This window comes from Duganella sp. CF402, assembly GCF_900109645.1.
GTDB lineage: Bacteria > Pseudomonadota > Gammaproteobacteria > Burkholderiales > Burkholderiaceae_D > Rugamonas.
This window is the reverse complement of record NZ_FOBG01000004.1, coordinates 14,150-36,054: the sequence shown is the minus strand read 5'-3', so window position 1 is coordinate 36,054 and position 21,905 is coordinate 14,150. Positions and strand designations below refer to the sequence as shown.

The following is a 21,905-nucleotide window of genomic DNA, read 5'->3' as shown; positions in this document are numbered from 1 at the left end:
CCATGACCTATCCCTCTGCTGCCGACAGCCTTGACAGCCTGTCCGCCCCCAGCGCACCGCGTGCGCGCGACGGCCGTTTCCGCAATCCGGTGCGGATGCACAAGATGGGCTTGTTCAAGACGCTGGGCATCATGCTGCGTTTTGCCTTCGACAAGCCGAAAGACACGGTACCATCCCTGCCGATCCCCGTTCACGCGATCACGCAGCAGCAGTTAATGGATGCTCCGGATCGCAGCCTGTTCCGCCTAGGCCATTCGACCGTGCTGCTCAAGCTCAATGGCGATTTCTGGCTGACCGACCCGGTGTTTTCCGAGCGCGCCTCGCCGGTGCAGTGGGCCGGTCCGCAGCGCTTCCATGCGCCGCCGATCAGCATTGAAGACCTGCCGCCGATCAAGGGCATCATTCTGTCGCACGACCATTACGACCACCTCGACCGCGCTGCCGTGCTGGCGCTGGCCGGCAAGACTGAGCATTTCGTCACGCCGCTGGGCGTGGGCGATCGTCTGATCAAGTGGGGCATTCCGGCCTGCAAGGTACGGCAGCTGGGCTGGTGGCAGAGCGCCACTGTGGCCGGCCTGAAGCTGGTGGCAACGCCGGCCCAGCACTTCTCGGGCCGTGGGCTCGGCGACCGCAACAAGACGCTGTGGGCTTCGTTTGTTGTTGAAGACCGCGACGTTCGGCTGTTTTTCAGTGGCGATAGCGGATATTTCGACGGTTTTAAGGAAATCGGCCGACGCTACGGCCCGTTCGACCTGACCCTGGTGGAAACCGGCGCCTACGACCCGCAGTGGCCGGATGTGCACATGCAGCCGGAGGAATCGCTGCAAGCGCACATCGACCTGCGCGGCAAGGTGCTGCTGCCGATTCACAACGGCACCTTCGATCTGTCGCTGCATGCGTGGCACGACCCGTTCGACCGCATTACCGAGCTGGCGCAGGAGCGCCGCGTGGCGATTGCCACGCCCGAGATCGGCCTGCCGCTGGATATCGTCCAGCCGCAGGCGGAACACAAATGGTGGGAAGCGCTGGTGACTACGCCGTCACGTTGATGAACTTGCCGATGGTCTGGCCCAGCGTGTTGATGGACGGCTTGGGCGGGGCCAGGTCGGCCGGCAGTTGCTGGGCGGCGCGTGGCGGTTTTTCGATCGCGCTGTCCAGGTTGACGGTGGGCGCGGGATTGTCCGCCGCCTGCGTCGCCTGGGCTTGATTGCTCTCGCGCTGGTTGTCGCTCAGGGTTTGCTTATCCTTGACCAGCTGCGCGCGGCTGGCCTCGAGCCGGTCCGCATCCTGATTCACGCGCACCTGATCCTTTTGCACCTGGCGTTCAGCCTGTGCAACCGATGCTTGCAGCGCGTTGATGGATGAGAGCGAGGCCACGTTTCTTTCCCCGGTGCAAAATTCTGGACATGGTAAGGCAGGATCGTGTCATACGATCTATTGCAGATTAGGCCAGAAAAACAAAAAAGGCAAGGCTAACTGCGCCTTGCCCAAAGAGGGTTAGTTCCAGCTTAGAAGCGGTACAGCAGCGACGCTTCCCACGTGCGGCCAAACAGCGGACGCGCATTGATCGGGCCGACGTTGCCGGTGGTCAGGCGCGAGTTGCCTTCGGTCAGACCCAGCTCGTTGTTGAGGTTGGTGCCTGCCAGGCGCAGCTCGATCTTGTCGCCGAACGAGAACAGCACGCCAGCGTCGATGGTGCGGTAGGACGGCAGGTACTGCTGGTTGGCCTGGTCAGCCCAGCGCTCGCCGATCGAGGTGTAGGTCGCGTACAGCTTGGCCGCGTTGCCGTCGCCGAACGGGATGCGGTAGGTCGGCGTGAAGCGGAATTGCAGCTTCGGCTGGCGCTGGACGGTTTTGCCCTCGGTGGCCGGATTGTCGCGGTACTCGGACTTTTGATAGTCGCCGGTCAGTTGCAGCTGCAGGTTTTCGATCGGACGCACGGCTACTTCAAACTCCACGCCATTGCCTTTGGAACCGCTGATCGAACGCAGCTCCTGCCCGTTGGAGAGGATTTGCGTGAACGCGATGCCGTCAAACTGCGTATGGAAGGCGTTGATGTAGGCTGTGTACAGCTGCGACGCGGTCTTGAAGCCGATCTCGTACTGGGTGATTTTCGGCGTTGGCAGCAGGTTGCTGTCGTTGGCGTCCTTCTGGTTGCCGGCGCCGCGCAGGTCGTCGAACGAGATGAAGGTATGGCCACGGTTGGCGCGCACGAACACCGAGGTATCGCGCGCCAGCTTGTAGTTGCCGCCGATGGTGAAGGAGTTGGCGTTGTCGGTACGGCTCAAATACGTGTTGGAGCCGTTCGGCATCGAGGTGCCGTTGTTGTAGACGGTCAGCGGGTTGTTGTCGGTATCGGCCGAGGTCAGGTTGGAGATGGTGCCGCTGATCTTCTGCTGCTCGTGGCGCATGCCGAAGTCGACCTTGATCTTGTCGTTGACCTTCCACTCGTCCGAGATGAAGGCTGCGGTGTTGCGGCCGTCGTAGGAAGCGACCGGCGCGTAGAACACATTGCCGTCGGTGCCGTTCTTCGACACCACCACGCCGTTGTTCAGGGTGACGTTGATCAGGCTCGCTTGCGGCACGGCCGTCATCAGGTGGCTGTTACCGAGGTACCACACGTCGTGCGAGGAGTAGTCGGCAAAGTAGCCGCCCACGGTCAGCGTGTTGTCCTTGAAGATTTCCTTGCTGACGCGCAGTTCGTCGGTGAAGGATTTCAGCTGCTTCTCCACTGCCCACAAACCGGCTTGCACCACTTGCTGGCTGCCGCTGACCGCGCCGCCTTTGACGAAGGTGGCGGTGCCGGAGGTGGCCGGGCCGCCAGCCGCAGCCACCACGGCGGCATTGCTGTTGGCCGAAGCGATGGCGGCGTTGATATAGTCGCTCATCGACAGCGGGTTGTTACCGGTGAACATGGCGATGGTGTTGAGGTCGCCGTCAAAGCGGTTGAACTTGTTGGAGATGCTCCAGTCGCCGACTTTCTGATCAAAGTTGGCGCCGAACACCGTGGCTTTCAGGCCACGGCCATCGCCCAGGTCCTTGGTCAGGGTCTTGCCCGGTGCGGCCTCGATGGTGAAGTTGCGCATCTCGCCGCTCATCAGGGTGCCGGTCAACGGGTCGAAGCCGGGGAAGGCCGTGATGGTGCGGCCGCCGTTGCTGGAAATCAGTGGCACGCCGGTGTAGAAGGCGTTCTTGTCGTCGGTGCTGCGCGCGTACAGGGTCAGCTTGCCCTGGTCCAGCTGGCGGGTCAGGGTGGCGGTGATCTGGTGGCCGTCGTCCGCCGGGAAGCCGGCGTCGCGCACACCATCGGTCTTGCGGTAGAAGCCGCCGACCGAGCCGTACCAGCCATCGCTGATCTTGCCGCCGTAGTACATGTCAACGCGGCGCAGGCTGCCGGTGCCGGTGGTGAAGCGCACCGTGCCTTCCGGCGTGTCGGTGCCTTCTTTCAGGATGAAGTTCATGGTCGCGCCGGGTTGGGCGTTGGACCAGATGGTCGATGGGCCGCCGCGCAGCACTTCCACGCGCTCGATGGTGTCGTCGAGGCGGAAGGCCGACGAGCCTTCAAAGAACGACAGGGTCGGCGGCGGGAAGATCGGGTTGCCCATCATTTGCACCGACACGAACGGCGAGTCGGAGCCCGACGGGAAGCCGCGCACCTCGATGTTGGCGCCGGACTGGCCGCCGGTCGATTCCGCGTACACGCCCGGCACGATCTTCATGATGTCGGCGGTGCTGGACGGCGCAGCTTGCTTCAGCTGTTCTTCGTTGGCGGTGGTGATGGAGAAGGCCGAGTCGACCTTGCGCACACCACGCGCCGAGGCCACGCCGGTGACCACCACTTGCTGGATTTCTTTCGCCACTTCTTTGGACGGTTCAACTGCCGGCGCTTCGGCCGTTTGGGCTTGGGCGGCGGCTTGGTTGACTAAAACGAGGACGGCGGCCGCGATGGCCGAAGGCAGGAACGGGTTTTTCATCGTGTCTCATCTTTCTTATTAGGTGTTAGTTTGGCCATTGAAACAAGAAATGATATCGATGTCAATCGAAATGTTATCGATGTCATTTTTCGCGACAAATTTGAAAACTCTGTCATAATGCGTCCGCACACTTGCTTTTTTACCTTCGAACAACATGCCTGCAAAGAAGACTGTCACTACCGCCCTGACGATGGAAGACCTCGCCCAACTGGCTGGCGTCTCCAAGATCACGGTGTCACGCGCGCTGCGTGACAGTCCTTTGGTGACGCCGGAAACCCGCGAGAAAATCCGCGCACTGGCCGAGCAGCAGGGCTACCGTTTGAATGTGAGTGCGCGCAATCTGCGCATGGGCCGCAGTTATTCGGTGGCGGTTGTTGTAGAAATGACACCCGTGCGCGGCCGGCCGATGTCCGATCCGTACCCGCTGGAGCTGTTGGGCGGCATCACGCAGGAACTGACCACGGCCGGCTACAGCGTTGTTTTAACGTCGAAGCAGTTGATGAACACCGCGCCGGTGATGGGCGCGGACGGCTTGATCCTGCTGGGCCAGGGCTCGCACGGCGAGGCGGTGCGCACCTTGCAGCAGACCGGCATGCCGCTGGTGGTGTGGGGCGCGCCGGAGCAGGGCGCTGACTACATCGTGGTCGGCTCGGACAACCGCAAGGGCGGTATCAGCGCGGCCGAGCGCTTTATCGCGCAGGGCCGGCAAAAGCTGGTGTTCCTGGGCGATGTCGATCACGCCGAGGTGCAGGAACGCTGCGCCGGCTTTATCGATGCGATGGGTGGCGCGGCCACGGTGCACATCATCCGCCCGAAGGCGTTCACGTTCGAGGCGGGCTTTGACAGTATCTCGGCGCTGCTGAAGAAGAAGGGCGCCAGCTTTGACGGCGTGTTTGCCGCCAGCGACTTGCTGGCAATGGGCGCCATCCGCGCGCTGGCCGAGAAGAATTTGCGGGTGCCGGAGAATGTCTCCGTCATCGGCTACGACGATACGCCCGGCGCGGCCAGTTTCGTGCCGCCGCTGACCAGCGTGCACCAGTACCTGCGCGATGGCGGCGTGTTGTTGGCCAAGAAGATGTTGGGCCTGATCGAAGGCCACGCGGTCGCCTCTGAAATGCTGCCGACCACCCTGATGGTTCGACAGACCTAGTTTCCTGGTTTTCCCGAAAAACACCAAAAATGACGCAAAAACCGGTGTTTTTTAAAATTCAAACCGCTTTGAATCGCTTTTCTAAGGAATTCGCTGTGCAACAACACACTTATCCTCTCGACGCCTGGTGCATCCGCGAGACCAGCTTTGACACCGCCTCCCACTTCCTCGACGAGACGCTGTTCGCTCTGGGGAACGGCTACATCGGCCTGCGCGGCACCGGCGAGGAGGGCTACAGCGGCCCGGCCGGCACCTCGCTGGACGGCACATACCTGAACGGTTTCTACGAATCGGAGCCGATCCAGTACCCGGAGGCGGCGTACGGTTTGGCCAAGGTCAACCAGTTCATGCTGAATGTGCCGAACGCCAAGGGCATCGAACTGTGGCTGGGCGATGAGAAGTTTGATTTGCTGGCCGGCTCGATTCAGTCGTATGAGCGCGTACTGGATTTCCGTACCGGCGTGCTGACGCGCGTGGTGGAGTGGACTTCGCCGCAAGGCCGCAGCGTGCGCGTGCGCAGCCGCCGCTTGGTCAGCTTCGAGAACAAGCATTTGTTCGCGATTGCGTTCGAGGTGACGTCGCTGAATTTTGAAGGCCGCCTGCGGCTGGTGTCGGCGCTGGATGGCGCGGTGAAGAATTTGGAAGCGGGCGATGATCCGCGCGTCGGTTCGGCCATCTCCGGCCCAACGCTGCACATGATCGACAGCGAGCAGGCCGGCGGCTTCTCGGCACTGGTGCAGAAGACTCACAACAGCGGCTTCACGTTGGTCAGCGCGACCGAGTCGGTGTTGAGCGCAGGCCTGCCGCCGGTGACGGCGCAGGATGGGCAGCGCTTGACGCAAACGTGGGAGCTGGCGGTGAGCGCGGGCGAGTCGGTGGCGCTAAACAAGTACGGCAGCTACTACTCGTCGCGCGATTACGATACGAAGGAGCTGATGTGGCGCAGCAAGGACACCTTGTCCAACGCAGCTGCCGCAGGCTTTGAAGATTTGCGCCTGGCGCAGGAACAGTATCTGGCCGACTTCTGGCAGCAGGCCGACGTGCAGATCGCCGGCGACGACGCGCTTCAGCAAGGCATGCACTTCAACCAGTTCCACTTGCTGCAATCGGTGGGCCGCGACGGCAAGACCAATATCTCCGCCAAGGGCGTGACGGGCGAGGGCTACGAGGGCCACTATTTTTGGGACACGGAAATCTACATCTTCCCGTTCTTCCTGTATTCGAAACCGGAGATCGCACGCAAGCTGCTGGAGTATCGCTACGCCGGCTTGCCGAAAGCGCGTGAGCGTGCGCGCCAGATGTCGCATTCGGTCGGCGCGCTGTACCCGTGGCGCACCATCGCCGGCGATGAGTGCTCGGCCTACTTCCCGGCCGGCACTGCGCAGTATCACATCAATGCCGATATCGCTTACTCGATCAAGATGTACATGGAAGCGACCGACGACCAGGAATACCTGGTGAAGGCCGGCGCGGAAATTGTGATGGAGACGGCACGCATCTGGACCGGCATCGGTTCGTATGACCGCGAGGGACGTTTCTGCATCAACCAGGTGACCGGCCCCGATGAATACACAGCGCTGGTGAACAACAACTACTACACCAACGTCATGGCGCAGATGCACCTGAGCTTTGCGGCGTCCATCGCAGAGCAGCTGCAGGCACAGGCGCCGTCCGAGTTTGCGCGCATTGCCGCCGTCATGGCGCTGGATGCGGGCGAGCCGGCCGAGTGGCGCCGCGCTGCATCGCTGATGCATCTTCCTTATGACGACGCGCTGCAAATCCATGCGCAGGACGACAGCTTCCTGTCCAAGAAAGTGTGGGACTTTGCAAACACACCGAAAGAGAACTACCCGCTGCTACTGAACTATCACCCGATGGTGATCTACCGCCACCAGGTGTGCAAGCAGGCGGACGTGGTGCTGGCGCTGCTGCTATTGAGCGACCGGTTCTCGCTGGAAGACAAGCGCCGCGACTTTGATTACTACGAGGCGGTCACCACGCACGACTCGTCGCTGTCGTCGTGCATCTTCGGGATTATCGCGGCGGAGGTGGGCTACCAGGACAAGGCTTACCACTACTTCATGGAGACCGCGCGTCTCGACCTGGACGACACGCACGGCAATACGCACTACGGCGTGCACACGGCGGCGATGGCCGGTACGTGGCTGGGCGTGGCGTTCGGCTTCGGCGGCATGCGCGTGGTGGGTAGTGCGCTGCACTTCGCACCGACGCTGCCGAAGCAGTGGCAGCACTACACCTTCAAGATTCACTTCCGTGGCGCGCTGCTGGAAGTGCACGTAGAACCGGGCCGCGTTGAATATCGCCTGCTGCAAGGCGAGTCTTTGTCCTTTACGCACGGCGGCGAGTCGGTTGCGCTAAGCCTGTCGCAACCAAAGCAATCAAGGAGCTTCGCATGAGCCGCTTCAAGGCAGTTATCTTCGATCTGGATGGCGTGATTACCGACACCGCTCACTACCACTACCTCGCGTGGAAGCAGCTGGCCGAATCTCAGGGCGTGCACTTTGACCATGCGTTCAATGAGAGCTTGAAGGGCATTGATCGCATGGGTTCTTTGGACCTGATCCTTGCATCGGCGGGGCGCACGTACACGCCGGAAGAAAAGCTGGCGCTGGCGGACGTGAAGAATCGCCATTATCAGGAGCTGATCTCCACCATGTCGTCCGAGGACTTGCTGCCCGGTGCAGTGGAGGCACTGGATGCGGTGCGTGCGGCTGGCTTGCGTATCGGCCTGGCCTCGGTGAGCAAGAACGCCTTTACAGTGCTGGGTCGCTTGGGCATCACCGATAAATTCGACTACGTGGTGGATGCCGCCACCATCGCGCGCGGCAAGCCGGATCCGGAGATTTTCCTGCGCGCCGCCAGCGAGTTGGGCGTCGCGCCTGCGGACTGCCTTGGCGTCGAGGATGCGGTGGCCGGTGTGGCGTCGATTAAATCGGCCGGCATGTTCGCATTGGGGGTAGGACATCCCTTCGTGCTGACGCAAGCGGACGTGGTGATTACAAGTCTAAAAGAATTCAACCTCGCCGCTTACTAAAAAAAATACACGGAGACAGGCAGCATGAAGAACAATAAGATTCTATTCGCACTATTCCTGATTTATTTTGTATTCGCCATCCTGCTCAACAGCGTGGGCACGGTGATCCTGCAAGTGATCGGCAACTACGGCGTGAGCAAGTCTGCCGCCAGCGTGCTGGAAGGATTCAAGGACTTGCCGATTGCGGTGGTGTCGTTCCTGGTGGCGTCCTTCCTGCCGCGTGTGGGCTACAAGAAGGCCATGCTGATCGGCCTCGCCATCGTCACTGCGGCATGCGTGGCGATGCCGGTGCTGCCGTCGTTCGCCACCACCAAGGCCTTGTTCTTCTGCGTCGGCGTATCGTTTGCGCTAGTGAAGGTCTCGGTGTATTCGACGCTCGGCTTGGTCGCGGTGGACCGCAAGCAGCATGCCAGCACCATGAATCTGCTGGAAGGCTTCTTCATGCTGGGCGTATTGAGCGCCTACTGGGTGTTCGGCTACTTCATCGACTCGCACGATCCGCTGTCGCAAAGTTGGCTGCACGTGTATTGGGTGCTGGCCGTGCTGTGCGCGCTGACCTTCGTGCTGATCTTGTCGACGCCCTTCAACGAATCACTGGCCGCGCTGCCGGAAGGACGCAGCGTCGCGCAGGATTTCGCCGCCATGCTCAAGCTGTTCTTCAAGCCGCTGGTGTGCGTGTTCGTGATTACCGCTTTCCTGTACGTGCTGATCGAGCAAAGCGTGGGTACGTGGCTGCCGACGTTTAACAACGAAATCCTCAAGCTGCCGGCAGCGATGAGCGTGGAAGTCACCAGCATCTTTGCTGCCTGCCTGGCCGTCGGGCGTTTGTCGGCCGGCGTGTTGATGCGTAAATTGAACTGGTACCCGGTGATGAACGCCTGCGTGGTCGGCATGGCGGCGATGGTGCTGCTGGCGCTGCCCCTCACGCATGACGTGGTGGCTGACCCGCACATCACGTGGGCCACGGCGCCGCTGGCGACCTTCCTGTTCCCGCTGATCGGCTTATTCATGGCGCCGATCTACCCCGGCATCAACTCGGTGATGCTGAGTTCACTACCGAAGAACCAGCACTCGGCCATGACCGGCTTGCTGGTGATTTTTTCAGCACTGGGCGGCACCACCGGCTCGCTGATCACAGGTTATGTATTTGGTAATTTCAGCGGCCACTTCGCCTTCTACCTGACACTGGTGCCCATCACAATTGTGCTGGTGATGTTGTATTTCTTCAAAAAGGCAGTCGATGACAGTGGCGGCGGATTCGACGCCACCGCTATAATCAGCGGTCAACATTGAACGAACAGCTATGAACCTCGCGCATCTTGCAAATCACCTTGGTATGTCCAAGACCACGGTGAGTCGCGCGTTAAACGGTTACCCTGAGGTGAATATTCGGACTCGGGAGCGAGTGCTGAAGGCGGCCAAGGAGGTCGGCTACCAGCCCAATCCGATGGCGCGTTCGCTGGCGCTGGGCCGCACCAACGTGTTCGGTATCATCTACCCGCTGCAGCCGGCGGACCTTGGCGACCCGATGTTCCTCGAGGTGATGGCGGGCATGTCGTCGGCGCTGGAAGAAGTCTCCAAAAGCCTGATCATTGCGCCGGTGTCGCCGGCGGCGGAGCAGCGTTCCTACCAGCAGATCGTACGCGGACGGCGCGTCGATGGCCTGGTGGTGGGGCGTACGCTGGTGCGCGACGAGCGCATCGCCTTCCTCAGCAAGGCCAAGTTTCCGTTTGTGGCGCATGGCCGCACGGAGCTCAACGCGCCGTATGCGTGGTTCGATTACGACAATGAAGCCGGCATCCGCATGGCGATGGAACGCCTGCTGGGACTGGGCCATCAGCGCGTGGCCTTGATCAGCGCTCCGCTGGAACTGAACTTCGCACGTCAGCGCAAGGACAGCTTCATGATCGCGATGGCGTCGGCGGGACTGAGCTTGGATCCGCGCTACCTGATCGACAACACGCTGGATCGCCGCAGCGGCTACCAGGCCATGCAACAGCTGCTGGCCTGCTCGCCGCGACCGACGGCGGTCATCGTTGACAACCACCTGTCCGGCGTTGGTGCGATGCGCGCGCTGCTGGATGCGGGCGTGGAGATTGGCAAAGAGATTTCCGTTATCGTCTGGGGCAATATGGCCGACACCCTGTCGGGTGCCAACGTCACCACAATCGATCAACCGGATGCCCGCAAAGCCGGCGCCCGCATGATCGCCATGCTGCAGTCGCTGGTCGATGGCACCCCGGCCAGCGAACTGCACGAATTGTGGCAACCGGTGCTGCTGGAAGGCGCCACCATTGGCCCAGTCACAGCACTCCGGATCTAAATAAAGTTCCACCTTGGCCTGCGAGATCAAATTGAGCAAATGCCGCAGGGCGCCATGCCAGAGGAGCGCAGAGATTACGACCTTGGTGTCAAGGACGAGCCGCATTTTCTGCGGCCCTTTGCAAGCGGATCTCAACGCGTAGAAGCTTTACGAGCATTTCCGGCGCCAACAAACCGGCTTCGTCAGCATCGCGAGCTAATTCCTCTGGCATGGAAAACTGTACTATTCTCATCCCGATCTCCTGATTGTTATTTCAGTATAGGTCGGATGAACGGAACTTGAAGCGGTTGCGTTTGACGTAGATCAAGTCATCCAGGGTTAGCCTGCGCACGGTTGCTGCTGGGTTGCCTCGTAATAATGGGGCATGAAAACTTATCTGGGCTACGTTACTTTTGCGTTGCTGATTGGAGGCTGTGCCAGTTTGCAGCGTCCTGCGGCGCCATTGGTGCTGGAAAATGCCGGCACTGAATATCCGACCATGTGCATGCTGCTGCAAGCGGATGGCGGCGTGGAGTTTCGTGGCGGCTTTGCGTTCTACAGCCCGGCCACGTGGCGGCGCGTGGATCGTGACACCTTGATTATCACGCTCGGTGGCAAGGAGCCGTTCCCTGCGGCGGTATTCAGGGAACAGCTCTCCAGACATGATGGCTTGCTTGGTTTTGACGAGAAGCGGCGGGAGGTCTCTTACCGCTTCAACGATAAAAGCGAGTTTCTCAATTTCGGCAATTACTACTTCTATCGTGCCGCGTCCTGTCGCGCTCAATAAATCTCATCGTCCATTTGCTGGACGGCGGTGGCTTCAATCTCAAACAGCATGCCGTCCAGCGCAAGGCGCGGCACGGGGATCAGCGTGCAGGCAGGTGCGGGATCATCGCCCCACATCGTGCGCAAAGCGCTGCTGAAGACGCCGAGGCGCGCTTCGCTGTGATCGACAATCATTGCGGTGACTTTGCTGACATGCGTGTGACGCGCGCCTGCGGCATCCAGCGCGGTTTGGAGATTGCGCAGTGCTTGCTCAACCTGCGTTTTGAAATCTTCCGACAACTCGCCATGCGCGTTCTCGCCACCCTGTCCGGCGATGTAGATAATGCGCGCCGGTGTTTCAGCGACGACGATGTGGCTATAGCCATTGGGACGCGGGTCATAGAGGCCGGTAGGGTTGATGAATTTCATGGTGTGCTTCAGCAGTGAATGAGAGGACACTATAAAATCTCAACTTAACTTGAGGTCAAGCGATTTTATGGTTGCCAAAGAACTGGGTGTGGGCGAGCTGGCCGAGCGTGCAGGTGTCGCGGTATCGGCGCTGCATTTTTATGAAGCCAAGGGATTGATTCATTCGGTCCGCACCAGCGGCAACCAGCGCCGCTATGCGCGCTCGGTATTGCGGCGGATCGCGGTCATCAAAGTCGCCCAGCGTGTTGGCTTGCCGTTGGCCGAGATAGCGCGGGCGTTGGAAGCACTGCCGTCCGGCCGCACGCCCACCGTAGCCGATTGGCGCCGCTTGTCGGCAGCGTGGAAGCAAGAGCTGGAACAACGCATCCGCGCCTTGACCCAACTCCGCGATCAACTCGACGGCTGCATCGGCTGCGGCTGCCTCTCCCTCAAAGCCTGCCCACTGCGCAATGCCGAAGATACGTTGGCACAAGACGGCGCCGGCCCTCACTTCCTTCCCTAGCTGTAAAAAATGGCGACGAAAGGGCGTTAGAAAGTTGCGGGTAAGTCTGAAATGAGACAGATGTCCTTATATTGAGAAGTTTAGCTTAAGGCAAGCCATTCAATGCTTGAGTGGAGGTGACAATAGGTATGTTTTGATATTGCTTGAGGCTCAGCAAATCTCTGTCGCCTGATACGATGGCATCGGTGTGAGATTGGAGGGCGCAGGCGAGCACCACATCGTCTTTGGGATCTCGAGAGACTTTGGGGATGATTGCAGGTAGAGAAACCTGAAACGCTAAATGCCGGTAGCCGTAGCCTGCGGACTTCTGCGCGCAAGATTTCGATGATTTTTTCCGATTGCAGCAGTCCCAGTTCCTGGGCATCCTGCACCAGATCTTCTGGCAGGGAAATTTGTAGGTTGATCATGATTTTCTCCCGGCATATTCAATCAGTTTAGCGCTGATGTGGGAGCAGGAGAAGGAGGTAGATATTGATCTACCTCCTCTTCTGATGACGTTACATATTGCGGCGGTACTGGCCGCCGACTTCGAACAGGGCGGTGGTGATCTGGCCCAGTGAGCAGACGCGCACGGCGTCCATCAGTTTTTCGAAGACGTTGGCGTTGTCGATGGCGGCTTGCTGCAGGGCTGCCAGCGCTTGCGGGGCTTCGGCCGCGTGGCGCTGGTGGAAGTCTTCCAGGCGCTTGAGCTGCGATTGCTTTTCATCGTCGGTGGAACGCGCCAGTTCGATCTGCGCCGGCGCTTCCACGCCCTTCGGATTGCGGAAGGTGTTGACGCCGATGATAGGCAGGGTACCGTCGTGCTTCTGGTGCTCGTACAGCATCGACTCCTCTTGAATTTTGCCGCGCTGGTAGCCGGTTTCCATCGCACCCAGCACGCCGCCACGCTCGGCGATGCGCTCGAACTCTTGCAGCACCGCTTCTTCCACCATGTCGGTAAGTTCGTCCATGATGAACGAGCCCTGGTTCGGGTTCTCGTTCTTGGCCAGGCCCCATTCGCGGTTGATGATGAGCTGGATCGCCAGCGCGCGGCGTACCGATTCGTCGGTCGGCGTGGTGATGGCTTCGTCGTAGGCGTTGGTGTGCAGCGAGTTGCAGTTGTCGTAGATGGCGATCAGCGCTTGCAGCGTGGTGCGGATGTCGTTGAAGTCGATCTCCTGCGCATGCAGCGAACGGCCCGAGGTTTGCACGTGATACTTGAGCTTTTGCGAGCGGTCGTTGGCGCCGTACTTGTCGCGCATCGCTACAGCCCAGATGCGGCGCGCCACGCGGCCCAGCACCGTGTACTCAGGGTCCATGCCGTTCGAGAAGAAGAACGACAGGTTGGGCGCGAAGTCGTCGATGTGCATGCCGCGTGCGAGGTAGGCTTCCACAAAGGTGAAGCCGTTCGACAGCGTGAACGCCAGCTGCGAAATCGGATTCGCACCCGCTTCCGCGATGTGGTAGCCGGAGATCGAGACCGAGTAGAAGTTGCGCACTTGATGATGCACGAAGTATTCCTGGATATCACCCATCACCTTCAGCGAGAACTCGGTCGAGAAGATACAGGTGTTCTGGCCCTGGTCTTCTTTCAGGATATCCGCCTGCACGGTGCCGCGCACGTTCTGCAGCACCCATGCCTTGATCTTGGCCGCTTCGTCGGCGCTCGGCTGGCGTTTGTTCTCTTCGACGAACTTCTCGATCTGCTGGTCGATGGCGGTGTTCATGAACATCGCCAGAATCGTCGGCGCCGGACCGTTGATGGTCATCGATACCGAAGTGCTTGGGCTGCACAGGTTGAAGCCGTCGTACAGCACCTTCATGTCGTCCAGCGTGGCGATCGATACGCCCGAATTGCCTACCTTGCCGTAGATGTCCGGACGCAGCGCCGGATCGGCGCCGTACAAGGTCACAGAGTCGAACGCGGTCGACAGGCGCTTGGCGTCCATGCCGGTGGAGACCAGCTTGAAGCGGCGGTTGGTGCGGAAGGCGTCGCCCTCGCCGGCGAACATGCGGGTTGGATCTTCGCCTTCGCGCTTGAACGCAAACACACCTGCGGTGAAGGGGAAGGAGCCCGGCACGTTTTCCAGCATCAGGAAGCGCAGGATTTCGCCGTGGTCTTCATAACGCGGCAGTGAGACTTTGCGGATGCGCGTGCCGGACAGCGTGTGCTGCACCAGGCGGGTACGGATTTCCTTATCGCGGATTTTCACCACATAGTCGTCGCCGGCGTAGGCGGCTTGCATGTCGGGCCATTGCGCCAGCAATTTCTTGGCGCCGCCGTCCATCTCGGCATCGCGCTCGGCGATGAGGTCATCAAAGTCGGCGGTCTTGTGGGCGATAGCCAGCATGCGCTTGGATTCGCTCAGCTGCTGGCGTTCGCGCGCCAGCGTTACCTGCTTGCGCGTGAAGCGGTGGTAGCCGCGCACGGTGTCGGCGATTTCTGCCAGATAGCGCGCACGGGCCGGCGGCACGATCACGTTCTTGCCGCTGGAGTGGCGTACGTCGTTGGCGGCCGCCAGCTTGCCCGCTTGCGCGCGCAGGCCCAGTTGCGTCAGGCGTGGCAGCAGGCCTTGATACAGCGCGGTCACGCCATCGTCGTTGAAGCGCGAGGCTTGCGTGCCATAGACTGGCATTTCTTCCGGACGCTTGCTCCACAGTTCGCGGTTGCGCTGGTACTGCTTGGCGACGTCGCGCAGCGCGTCTTGCGCGCCCTTGCGGTCAAACTTGTTGATGGCGATGAAGTCGGCGAAATCGAGCATGTCGATTTTTTCGAGCTGCGAGGCAGCGCCGAATTCCGGCGTCATCACGTACATCGACACGTCGACGTGCGGCACGATGGCGGCATCGCCCTGGCCGATGCCGGAGGTTTCCACGATGACCAGATCGAAGCCAGCTACCTTGCAGGCAGCGATAACATCAGGCAGTGCCTGCGAAATCTCGGAGCCCGCTTCACGCGTGGCTAACGAGCGCATGAAGACACGGGCCTGGCCGGCCCACGGATTGATGGCGTTCATGCGGATGCGGTCGCCCAGCAGCGCGCCGCCGGATTTGCGGCGCGACGGGTCGATCGAGATCACGGCGATGTTCAGCGCATCGCCCTGGTCGAGGCGAATGCGGCGGATCAGTTCATCGGTCAGCGAGGACTTGCCGGCGCCGCCGGTGCCGGTGATGCCCAGCGTCGGCACGGCCAGATCTTCCGCAGCGGCCAGCAGTTCGGCGCGCAGGGCCGGTGCGGCCTTGTCGTTTTCCAGCGCGGTAATCAGCTGTGCCAGTGGACGATGGCGTGCGGCGATGTCCGAACCTTCGCGCAGCGGCGCCAGCGAGGTTGGCGAGTACTGGGACAGGTCGATGTCGCACTGCTGCACCATCCACTGGATCATGCCGACCAGGCCCATGCGCTGGCCGTCTTCCGGGCTAAAGATTTTGGTCACGCCGTAAGCGTGCAGCTCTTCGATTTCGTGCGGCACGATCACGCCGCCGCCGCCGCCGAATACCTTGATGTGCGCACCGCCGCGCTGACGCAGCAGGTCGATCATATACTTGAAGTATTCAACGTGGCCGCCCTGGTAGCTGGAGATGGCGATGCCTTGCACGTCCTCCGCCAGCGCGGCGGTGACCACTTCATCCACCGAGCGGTTATGGCCGAGGTGGACCACTTCCACGCCGTTCGATTGCAGGATGCGGCGCATGATGTTGATCGAGGCATCGTGGCCGTCGAACAGCGAGGCCGCCGTCACGAAGCGGACCTTGTTCTTGACGCGCGGCTGGTCGTCCACAGCCGCGATTTTCGGAGTCGAGAGATCGTTCATTGGTGTCCCTTGTATTTTTTCTAAATATTATATGTACTGTGCCATCAGGCGGGCTTTTTCGGTGCGGAAGGTGGCGACGGCCTTTTCCTTCACGTGGCCGAAGCCGCGTACTTTCTCTGGCAGCGCAGCCAGGTCGACGGCGGTGGCGTGGTTGTTCGCATCCAGCTTGGCCAGCAGCGACTGCACCATCTCGCGGTATTCCACGATCAGCGCGCGCTCCATCTTGCGCTCTTCGGTGTAGCCGAAGATATCGAACGCGCCGCCGCGCAGGCCTTTGAATTTAGCTAGCAGTTTGAAAGCGCTCCACATCCACGAACCGAATTCCGCTTTCACCAGATGGCCCTTGGCGTCCTTCTTGGCGAACAGCGGCGGTGCGAGGTTGAACTTCACGCTGAAGTTGCCCTCGAACTGCGATTGCAGCTGTTCGACAAAGCGGCCGTCGGTGTACAGGCGCGCCACTTCATATTCATCCTTGTAGGCCATCAGCTTGAAGTAGGACTTGGCGACGGCAGTGGACAGCTTGTTGCCCAGGCTCAGCGCGTTTTCGCGCGCGCGCACTTGCGCCACCAGTTCCGAGTAGGTGCTGGCGTAGGCGGCGTTCTGGTAGCCGGTCAGGAATTCCATGCGCTTGGCGACCAGCGTGTCCAGGCTTTGCGGCATTTGCAGCACGATAGGCTGCGCTGGCGTGGCGGTGCGCTCGACGCGTTTCAGGTCCACGGCGGCGCGGCGGCCCCACAGGAAGCTCTTCTTGTTGGAGGCGACGGCGACGCCGTTCAGCTCAATCGCGCGCAGCAGCGATGCTTCGCTCAGCGGGATGCGGCCGCGCTGCCATGCGTAGCCGAGCATGAACAGGTTGGCGGCGATCGAATCGCCCATCAGCGCGGTGGCCAGTTTGGTGGCGTCGACGAAATCGGCCGCGCCGGCGCCGACCGATTCTTCGATCAGCGCGCGCACGTCGGCAGCAGGGTATTCCCAGTCGGCGTTCTGCGCGAAGGTGCCCGGCGGCTGCTCGTGCAGGTTGACCAAGGCCAGCGTGCGGCCCGGACGCATCTTCGATACCGCATCGGCAGCGCCGGCGGTCAGCATGTCGCAGCCGAGGATGACGTCCGCTTCGCCGGTGGCGATGCGCTGCGCACGCAGGTGGTCCGGGGTACGCGCGATTTTCACGTGCGAGGTGACCGAGCCATTTTTCTGGGACATGCCGGTCATGTCCAGCACCGACGCGCCTTTGCCTTCGATGTGCGCGGCCATGCCCATCAGCGCGCCGACGGTAATCACGCCGGTGCCGCCGATGCCGTTGATCAGGATGTTGTACGGCTGTTCGCAGTCCGGCAGTACAGGTGCAGGCAACTCGGCCCAGCCGTCGTCGCTTTGGGTGGCGCCAGCCTTGGATTTTTTCAGCGCGCCGCCTTCCACCGTGACGAAGCTCGGACAGAACCCCTTGGTGCACGAGTAGTCCTTGTTGCACGACGATTGATCGATGGTGCGCTTGCGGCCGAATTCCGTTTCCTTCGGCAGAATGGACACGCAGTTGGACTGGATGCCGCAGTCGCCGCAGCCTTCGCACACCGCTTCGTTGATGACCATGCGCTTGGCGATGTCCGGGTATTCGCCGGTTTTGCGGCGGCGGCGCTTTTCGGCGGCGCAGGTCTGGTCGTAGATCAGCACCGATACGCCGGATACTTCGCGCAGCTCGCGCTGTACCGCGTCCATGTCCTTGCGGTCGTGCAGCGAAACGATGGACGGCAGCGCCGAACGGTCGGTCCAGCGCGACAGGTCTTCCGTCACCAGCGCAATCCGTTTCACGCCTTCTGCAGCCATCTGCTGCGCGATCATCGGCACCGAGGTCTGGCCGTCGACCGGCTGGCCGCCGGTCATCGCCACCGCGTCGTTGTACAGGATCTTGTAGGTCATGTTGACGCGCGCTGCCACGGCCGCGCGAATCGCCAGGTAACCGGAGTGGAAGTAGGTGCCGTCGCCCAGGTTCTGGAACACGTGCGGCACTTTCGAGAACGCGGCCTGGCCGATCCACGGCGCGCCTTCGCCGCCCATGTGGGTGGTCAGCTTGTTGTACTCAGGGTAGATCGACGTCGCCATCACGTGGCAGCCGATGCCGGCCAGCGCGAACGAGCCTTCCGGCACCTTGGTCGAGGTGTTGTGCGGGCATCCGGAGCAGTAGAAGGCCGGACGGAATGGCGTGTTGATGGCCTTCTTCAGTACCGCGTCCTTCTCATCGAGGAAGGTCAGGCGGTTCTTGATTTCGTCCTGAATGTGGGCATCGGTGATGTAGCGCGCCACGCGGCTGGCGATTACGCGCGCCACTTGCGATACCGAGAAGTCGGCCTTCGGCGGCAGCAGCCATTCACCGCGCGGCGCCACCCATTCGCCCTTGTCGTCGAACTTGCCGATTACGCGCGGACGCACGTCATCGCGCCAGTTGTACAGCTGTTCCTTCAACTGATATTCGACGAACTGGCGTTTTTCTTCCACCACCAGAATCTCATCCAGGCCTTGCGCGAATTCGCGCACGCTGTCCGGCTCCAGTGGCCAAGGCATGGCCACCTTGAACAGGCGCAGGCCGACCTTGGCCGCCATCGCTTCATCAATGCCCAGTTCTTCCAGCGCTTCCAGCACGTCCAGATACGATTTGCCGGAGGCGATGATACCCAGCTTGGCGTCCTTGGAATCGATGGTGGTGTGATTCAGTTTATTCTCGCGCGCATAGGCCAGCGCGGCGTAGATTTTGTAGTCCTGCATCAGCGCTTCCTGATTGCGCGCCTGCTGGCCCAGCGGGATGCTGGACAGGCGTGCATTCAGGCCGCCTTCCGGCATCACGAAGTTCTTTGGAATTTTGGTCTCGACGCGGAACGGATCGGCGTCGATCGAGGCCGACGACTCCACCGTGTCAGCCAGCGCCTTGAACGCCACCGCGCAGCCGGAGAAGCGCGACATGGCCCAGCCGTGGATGCCGAGGTCGAGGTATTCCTGCACATTGCACGGATACAGCACCGGCACCATGCAGGCCGAGAAGATGTGGTCCGACTGGTGCGGCAGGGTGGACGAATAGGCGCCGTGGTCGTCGCCGGCCACCAGCAGCACGCCGCCATGCTTGGAGGTGCCGGCGTGGTTCATGTGCTTGAAGACGTCACCGCAGCGATCGACACCGGGGCCTTTGCCGTACCACATGGCGAACACGCCGTCGTACTTGCTCTCGCCGATCAGGTCCACCTGCTGCGAGCCCCACACGGCGGTCGCTGCCAGGTCCTCGTTCACGCCCGGCACGAACTGCACGTTGTGCTTTTCGAGGTGCGGCTTGGCCTTCCACAGGTTTTCATCGAGGCCGCCCAACGGCGAGCCGCGATAGCCGGAAATGAAACCGGCCGTGTTCAGGCCGGCCATCTTGTCGCGCACTTGCTGCATCATCGGCAGCCGCACCAGCGCTTGAATGCCGGACAGGAAGATGGTGCCTTTGGTGGAAGTGTACTTGTCGTCGAGGCTCACGGACGTGAGCGTGCTGGTGCCGTCTGGCATGGTGGTGTCTCCGTTCTTGTAATCAGATCGCGCTCGAACTGGGGGATGCCGGGTGGGCAGGCCAGGCTCAAGCCATTTGACCGCATGGTTGGCGGTTCTATGACCAGTATGGGCGCTACTTGACGTATACGGAAATACCGTTTGCCGATAGGGGTATAAGAAAAACTTATATCGGGGTTGCTCCCGGCCAGCTGCCGTCGGCGCACAGCTGGTCGCTGACCTGCCGCACCAGCCGGCTGATCGCCGTTGCTGCATTGGTCAGGGGAATGTTGCGCGAACCGCACAGCACCACAGTGCGCGAAATCGACGGGCCGTGGACGCGTTGGGCGCGCAGGGCGCCGCGCTGCAACTCGTCCAGGACAGGGGCGGACGGCAGGATGGTCGCCCCCATGTCGGCCAGCAGGGCCGATTTGAGGATGGCGATGGAGTTGATCTCGATCACATTCGTCAGGCTGAGGCCGGCATCACGGGCCACGCTCTCGATGCGCGGCCGCACGCCGTGCTGCAGGCCGGGCAGGATCAGGGTGGCAGCCAGTGCCTGCTGCAATGTAAGTGATTGCTCACCCATCGCGTAAGCCGCATCGGCCCGACAAATGAAGTGTAATTCCTCCTCCGCCAGCGGGGTGGTGGCGAACTGGCTCAGCTGGCCGTCGTCAAACAGGACGGCCAGGTTGACGCGGCCGGACTTGAGCTGGTCGCTCAGGTTGCCGGTCAGTTCCTCGGTCAGCTGCAGCGTGATTTCCGGATACTGGGCGCGGGTGGCCATCAGCAGCGGCAGGGCCAGCGCGCCGGAAATGCTATGCGGCAGCCCCAGCGTGACGCTGCCGCTGGGACGTTCGGCAGACTGCGCCACGGCCGAGCGGGCATCGGCCACCTGCTTGAGGATGGCCTGAGCATGCTCGTAGAACACCTTGCCGGCGTCCGTGCTCAGTACGCCCTGGGCGCTGCGGTGCAGCAGCTGCACGCCCAGTTCTTCTTCCAGCTGGCGCAGCTGCTGGGTCAGGGCTGGTTGTGCAATATGCAACACCAGCGCAGCCCGCGACAGCGATCCGTGGTCGACAATGGCAACAAAGTAGCGTAACTGGCGTAATTCCATGTTGTAAATTTAATCCCGGTAGGAAACGGTTTGTTATACTGTGTTAGCGCAGACCGCGCCATTTTGACGGGTAAACGTATGTTAAAGAAAGTCGATTCTTCCCAGCTGAAAGTAGGCATGTATATTCATGACCTGAGCTGTGACTGGATGACCCATCCCTTCGTCCGTAACCGCTTCAAAATCGGCAGCGAAGATGAAATCCGCAAGATTATCCACGCAGGTATCCACGACGTAGTCATCGATAGCTCCAAGGGCCTGGACGTGCAGGATGCGCCCACGCTGGCCGAAGCGCAAGCGGCGACCGAGCGCGAGCTGGTGGAGATCGCGGCCAAGGCGCCGGTGCAGACCCGCGTCTCGCTGGGCGAGGAAATGCAGCGCGCGGTACAGATCCGCCATCAGGCGTCGACGCTGGTGCGCACGGTGATGCAGGATGCGCGCCTCGGCAAGGCCATTGAGCTGGACCATGTGCAGCCGGTGGTGCAAAACATTACCGAGTCGATTTTGCGCAATCCCGGCGCGCTGGTGGGTTTGCTGCGCATCAAGAACAAGGACGATTACACCTTCCTGCACTCGGTCAGCGTGTGCACGCTGCTGGTGGCGTTCTGCCGCTCGCGCAATATCCCGCCGGAAATCACCCACCAGGCCGGCCTGGGCGGGCTGCTGCACGACACCGGCAAGGCGCTGGTGCCGGACAAGATCCTGAACAAGCCCGGTCCGCTGACCGATGAGGAATTCGCCATCATCAAGAAGCACCCGGAAGATGGCTACAACATCCTGCGGCAATCGCCTGAGATCGGTCCGATTCCGCTCGATATCACCTTGCACCACCATGAGCGCCGCGACGGCAGCGGCTACCCGAGCAAGCAGGCCAACGACGAAATCAGCGAATTGGCGCAGATGGCGGCCATTGTCGACGTGTACGACGCCATTACCGCCGATCGCTGCTACCACAAGGGCATGTCGGCAGCCGCCGCGCTGCGCAAGATCTACGAGTGGAGCAAGTTCCACTTCAACCCGACCTACGCCCAGGAATTCATGCGCTGCGTGGGGATTTATCCGGTCGGCACGATGGTGCTGCTGGAATCGGGGCGTCTGGGTGTGGTGATTGAACCACACGAGACCAATCTGCTGGCGCCCAAGGTCAACGTATTCTTCCACACCAAGAAGAATGTCTACATCAAGCCGGAAACCGTGGATTTGTCGCGCGGGGTGGGCTTTGGCGGCGGCGACAAGATCGTCGGCCATGAGTCGCCGGCCAAGTGGAATGTCGATCCGATGCGCTTCCTGACTGTGGCCGCCTGAGGCTTAGC

The 21,905-nt window shown here is 61.2% G+C and carries 16 protein-coding genes; 9 read left to right on the top strand and 7 right to left on the bottom strand.

Going from position 1 to position 21,905, the window contains the following annotated elements; translation table 11 throughout:
• Positions 1-2: 2 nt before the first annotated feature.
• Positions 3-1,049 carry an MBL fold metallo-hydrolase gene (locus tag BMZ70_RS24485; protein ID WP_092280455.1) on the top strand — a complete coding sequence of 349 codons (1,047 nt, stop codon included), beginning with the start codon at positions 3-5 and terminating at the stop codon, positions 1,047-1,049.
• Here the strand turns inward: BMZ70_RS24485 and BMZ70_RS24480 are convergent.
• Together BMZ70_RS24480 and BMZ70_RS24475 are read right to left on the bottom strand one after the other, a co-directional pair.
• On the bottom strand, positions 1,033-1,377 hold the full coding sequence (locus tag BMZ70_RS24480) for a hypothetical protein (RefSeq protein ID WP_092280453.1): 345 nt from the start codon (positions 1,375-1,377) through the stop codon (positions 1,033-1,035). The two genes, BMZ70_RS24485 and BMZ70_RS24480, sit on opposite strands and share 17 nt — an antisense overlap.
• A 131-nt stretch (positions 1,378-1,508) precedes the next feature.
• Complete coding sequence (locus BMZ70_RS24475) at positions 1,509-3,974, bottom strand: TonB-dependent receptor (protein ID WP_092280451.1); 2,466 nt, start codon at positions 3,972-3,974, stop codon at positions 1,509-1,511.
• 154 nt (positions 3,975-4,128) lie between these two features.
• Here BMZ70_RS24475 and BMZ70_RS24470 point away from each other — a divergent pair, with 154 nt between their 5' ends.
• The 6 genes from BMZ70_RS24470 to BMZ70_RS24445 all read left to right on the top strand — a co-directional run bounded on the left by BMZ70_RS24470 (position 4,129) and on the right by BMZ70_RS24445 (position 11,268).
• On the top strand, positions 4,129-5,124 hold the full coding sequence (locus BMZ70_RS24470; RefSeq protein ID WP_092280449.1) for a LacI family DNA-binding transcriptional regulator: 996 nt from the start codon (positions 4,129-4,131) through the stop codon (positions 5,122-5,124).
• Between the two features lie 95 nt (positions 5,125-5,219).
• Positions 5,220-7,541 carry a glycoside hydrolase family 65 protein gene (locus BMZ70_RS24465; protein WP_229205576.1) on the top strand — a complete coding sequence of 774 codons (2,322 nt, stop codon included), beginning with the start codon at positions 5,220-5,222 and terminating at the stop codon, positions 7,539-7,541.
• On the top strand, positions 7,538-8,179 hold the full coding sequence (gene pgmB, locus BMZ70_RS24460) for a beta-phosphoglucomutase (RefSeq protein WP_092280445.1): 642 nt from the start codon (positions 7,538-7,540) through the stop codon (positions 8,177-8,179). Before BMZ70_RS24465 ends, pgmB begins: the two co-directional genes overlap by 4 nt.
• 24 nt (positions 8,180-8,203) lie before the next feature.
• Positions 8,204-9,472 (top strand): MFS transporter, encoded by a 1,269-nt coding sequence (locus BMZ70_RS24455; RefSeq protein WP_092280443.1) that lies wholly within the window; start codon positions 8,204-8,206, stop codon positions 9,470-9,472.
• 10 nt (positions 9,473-9,482) lie between these two features.
• Complete coding sequence (locus tag BMZ70_RS24450; protein WP_092280441.1) at positions 9,483-10,502, top strand: substrate-binding domain-containing protein; 1,020 nt, start codon at positions 9,483-9,485, stop codon at positions 10,500-10,502.
• A 364-nt stretch (positions 10,503-10,866) separates the two neighbouring features.
• The gene (locus BMZ70_RS24445; protein WP_130301028.1) at positions 10,867-11,268 is read left to right on the top strand and encodes a hypothetical protein; all 402 of its coding nucleotides are present in this window, start codon (positions 10,867-10,869) and stop codon (positions 11,266-11,268) included.
• On the opposite strand, the gene BMZ70_RS24440 is transcribed toward BMZ70_RS24445, so the two are convergent.
• The gene (locus tag BMZ70_RS24440; protein WP_092280437.1) at positions 11,262-11,675 is read right to left on the bottom strand and encodes a RidA family protein; all 414 of its coding nucleotides are present in this window, start codon (positions 11,673-11,675) and stop codon (positions 11,262-11,264) included. The genes BMZ70_RS24445 and BMZ70_RS24440 overlap by 7 nt on opposite strands.
• A 67-nt stretch (positions 11,676-11,742) precedes the next feature.
• Between BMZ70_RS24440 and soxR the strand changes: the two genes are divergently transcribed.
• Positions 11,743-12,177 carry a redox-sensitive transcriptional activator SoxR gene (gene soxR / locus BMZ70_RS24435; protein WP_092280435.1) on the top strand — a complete coding sequence of 145 codons (435 nt, stop codon included), beginning with the start codon at positions 11,743-11,745 and terminating at the stop codon, positions 12,175-12,177.
• An 85-nt stretch (positions 12,178-12,262) separates the two neighbouring features.
• Here the strand turns inward: soxR and BMZ70_RS29355 are convergent, their stop codons facing one another.
• From BMZ70_RS29355 to BMZ70_RS24420, 4 genes are all read right to left on the bottom strand, one after another.
• Positions 12,263-12,541 carry a putative toxin-antitoxin system toxin component, PIN family gene (locus BMZ70_RS29355; RefSeq protein ID WP_130301030.1) on the bottom strand — a complete coding sequence of 93 codons (279 nt, stop codon included), beginning with the start codon at positions 12,539-12,541 and terminating at the stop codon, positions 12,263-12,265.
• Between the two features lie 133 nt (positions 12,542-12,674).
• Positions 12,675-15,968, bottom strand: a complete 3,294-nt coding sequence (icmF, locus tag BMZ70_RS24430; RefSeq protein ID WP_092280433.1) for a fused isobutyryl-CoA mutase/GTPase IcmF — start codon at positions 15,966-15,968, stop codon at positions 12,675-12,677.
• A gap of 27 nt (positions 15,969-15,995) precedes the next feature.
• On the bottom strand, positions 15,996-19,499 hold the full coding sequence (locus BMZ70_RS24425) for an indolepyruvate ferredoxin oxidoreductase family protein (protein ID WP_092280431.1): 3,504 nt from the start codon (positions 19,497-19,499) through the stop codon (positions 15,996-15,998).
• 166 nt (positions 19,500-19,665) lie between these two features.
• On the bottom strand, positions 19,666-20,595 hold the full coding sequence (locus BMZ70_RS24420) for a LysR substrate-binding domain-containing protein (RefSeq protein WP_092280429.1): 930 nt from the start codon (positions 20,593-20,595) through the stop codon (positions 19,666-19,668).
• A 78-nt stretch (positions 20,596-20,673) separates the two neighbouring features.
• Here BMZ70_RS24420 and BMZ70_RS24415 point away from each other — a divergent pair, with 78 nt between their 5' ends.
• The gene (locus tag BMZ70_RS24415) at positions 20,674-21,897 is read left to right on the top strand and encodes an HD-GYP domain-containing protein (protein ID WP_092280427.1); all 1,224 of its coding nucleotides are present in this window, start codon (positions 20,674-20,676) and stop codon (positions 21,895-21,897) included.
• The last annotated feature ends 8 nt before the right edge of the window (positions 21,898-21,905 follow it).

Excerpts from the sequence above, each read along its gene's own strand:
- BMZ70_RS24440 (WP_092280437.1), bottom strand. The coding sequence starts at position 11,675 with ATGAAATTCATCAACCCTACCGGCCTCTATGACCCGCGTCCCAATGGC.
- icmF (WP_092280433.1), bottom strand. The coding sequence starts at position 15,968 with ATGAACGATCTCTCGACTCCGAAAATCGCGGCTGTGGACGACCAGCCG.
- BMZ70_RS24415 (WP_092280427.1), top strand. The coding sequence starts at position 20,674 with ATGTTAAAGAAAGTCGATTCTTCCCAGCTGAAAGTAGGCATGTATATT.
- BMZ70_RS24470 (WP_092280449.1), top strand. The coding sequence starts at position 4,129 with ATGCCTGCAAAGAAGACTGTCACTACCGCCCTGACGATGGAAGACCTC.
- BMZ70_RS24485 (WP_092280455.1), top strand. The coding sequence starts at position 3 with ATGACCTATCCCTCTGCTGCCGACAGCCTTGACAGCCTGTCCGCCCCC.
- BMZ70_RS24445 (WP_130301028.1), top strand. The coding sequence starts at position 10,867 with ATGAAAACTTATCTGGGCTACGTTACTTTTGCGTTGCTGATTGGAGGC.
- pgmB (WP_092280445.1), top strand. The coding sequence starts at position 7,538 with ATGAGCCGCTTCAAGGCAGTTATCTTCGATCTGGATGGCGTGATTACC.
- BMZ70_RS24420 (WP_092280429.1), bottom strand. The coding sequence starts at position 20,595 with ATGGAATTACGCCAGTTACGCTACTTTGTTGCCATTGTCGACCACGGA.
- BMZ70_RS24450 (WP_092280441.1), top strand. The coding sequence starts at position 9,483 with ATGAACCTCGCGCATCTTGCAAATCACCTTGGTATGTCCAAGACCACG.
- BMZ70_RS24455 (WP_092280443.1), top strand. The coding sequence starts at position 8,204 with ATGAAGAACAATAAGATTCTATTCGCACTATTCCTGATTTATTTTGTA.
- BMZ70_RS24425 (WP_092280431.1), bottom strand. The coding sequence starts at position 19,499 with ATGCCAGACGGCACCAGCACGCTCACGTCCGTGAGCCTCGACGACAAG.
- BMZ70_RS29355 (WP_130301030.1), bottom strand. The coding sequence starts at position 12,541 with ATGCCCAGGAACTGGGACTGCTGCAATCGGAAAAAATCATCGAAATCT.
- soxR (WP_092280435.1), top strand. The coding sequence starts at position 11,743 with ATGGTTGCCAAAGAACTGGGTGTGGGCGAGCTGGCCGAGCGTGCAGGT.
- BMZ70_RS24475 (WP_092280451.1), bottom strand. The coding sequence starts at position 3,974 with ATGAAAAACCCGTTCCTGCCTTCGGCCATCGCGGCCGCCGTCCTCGTT.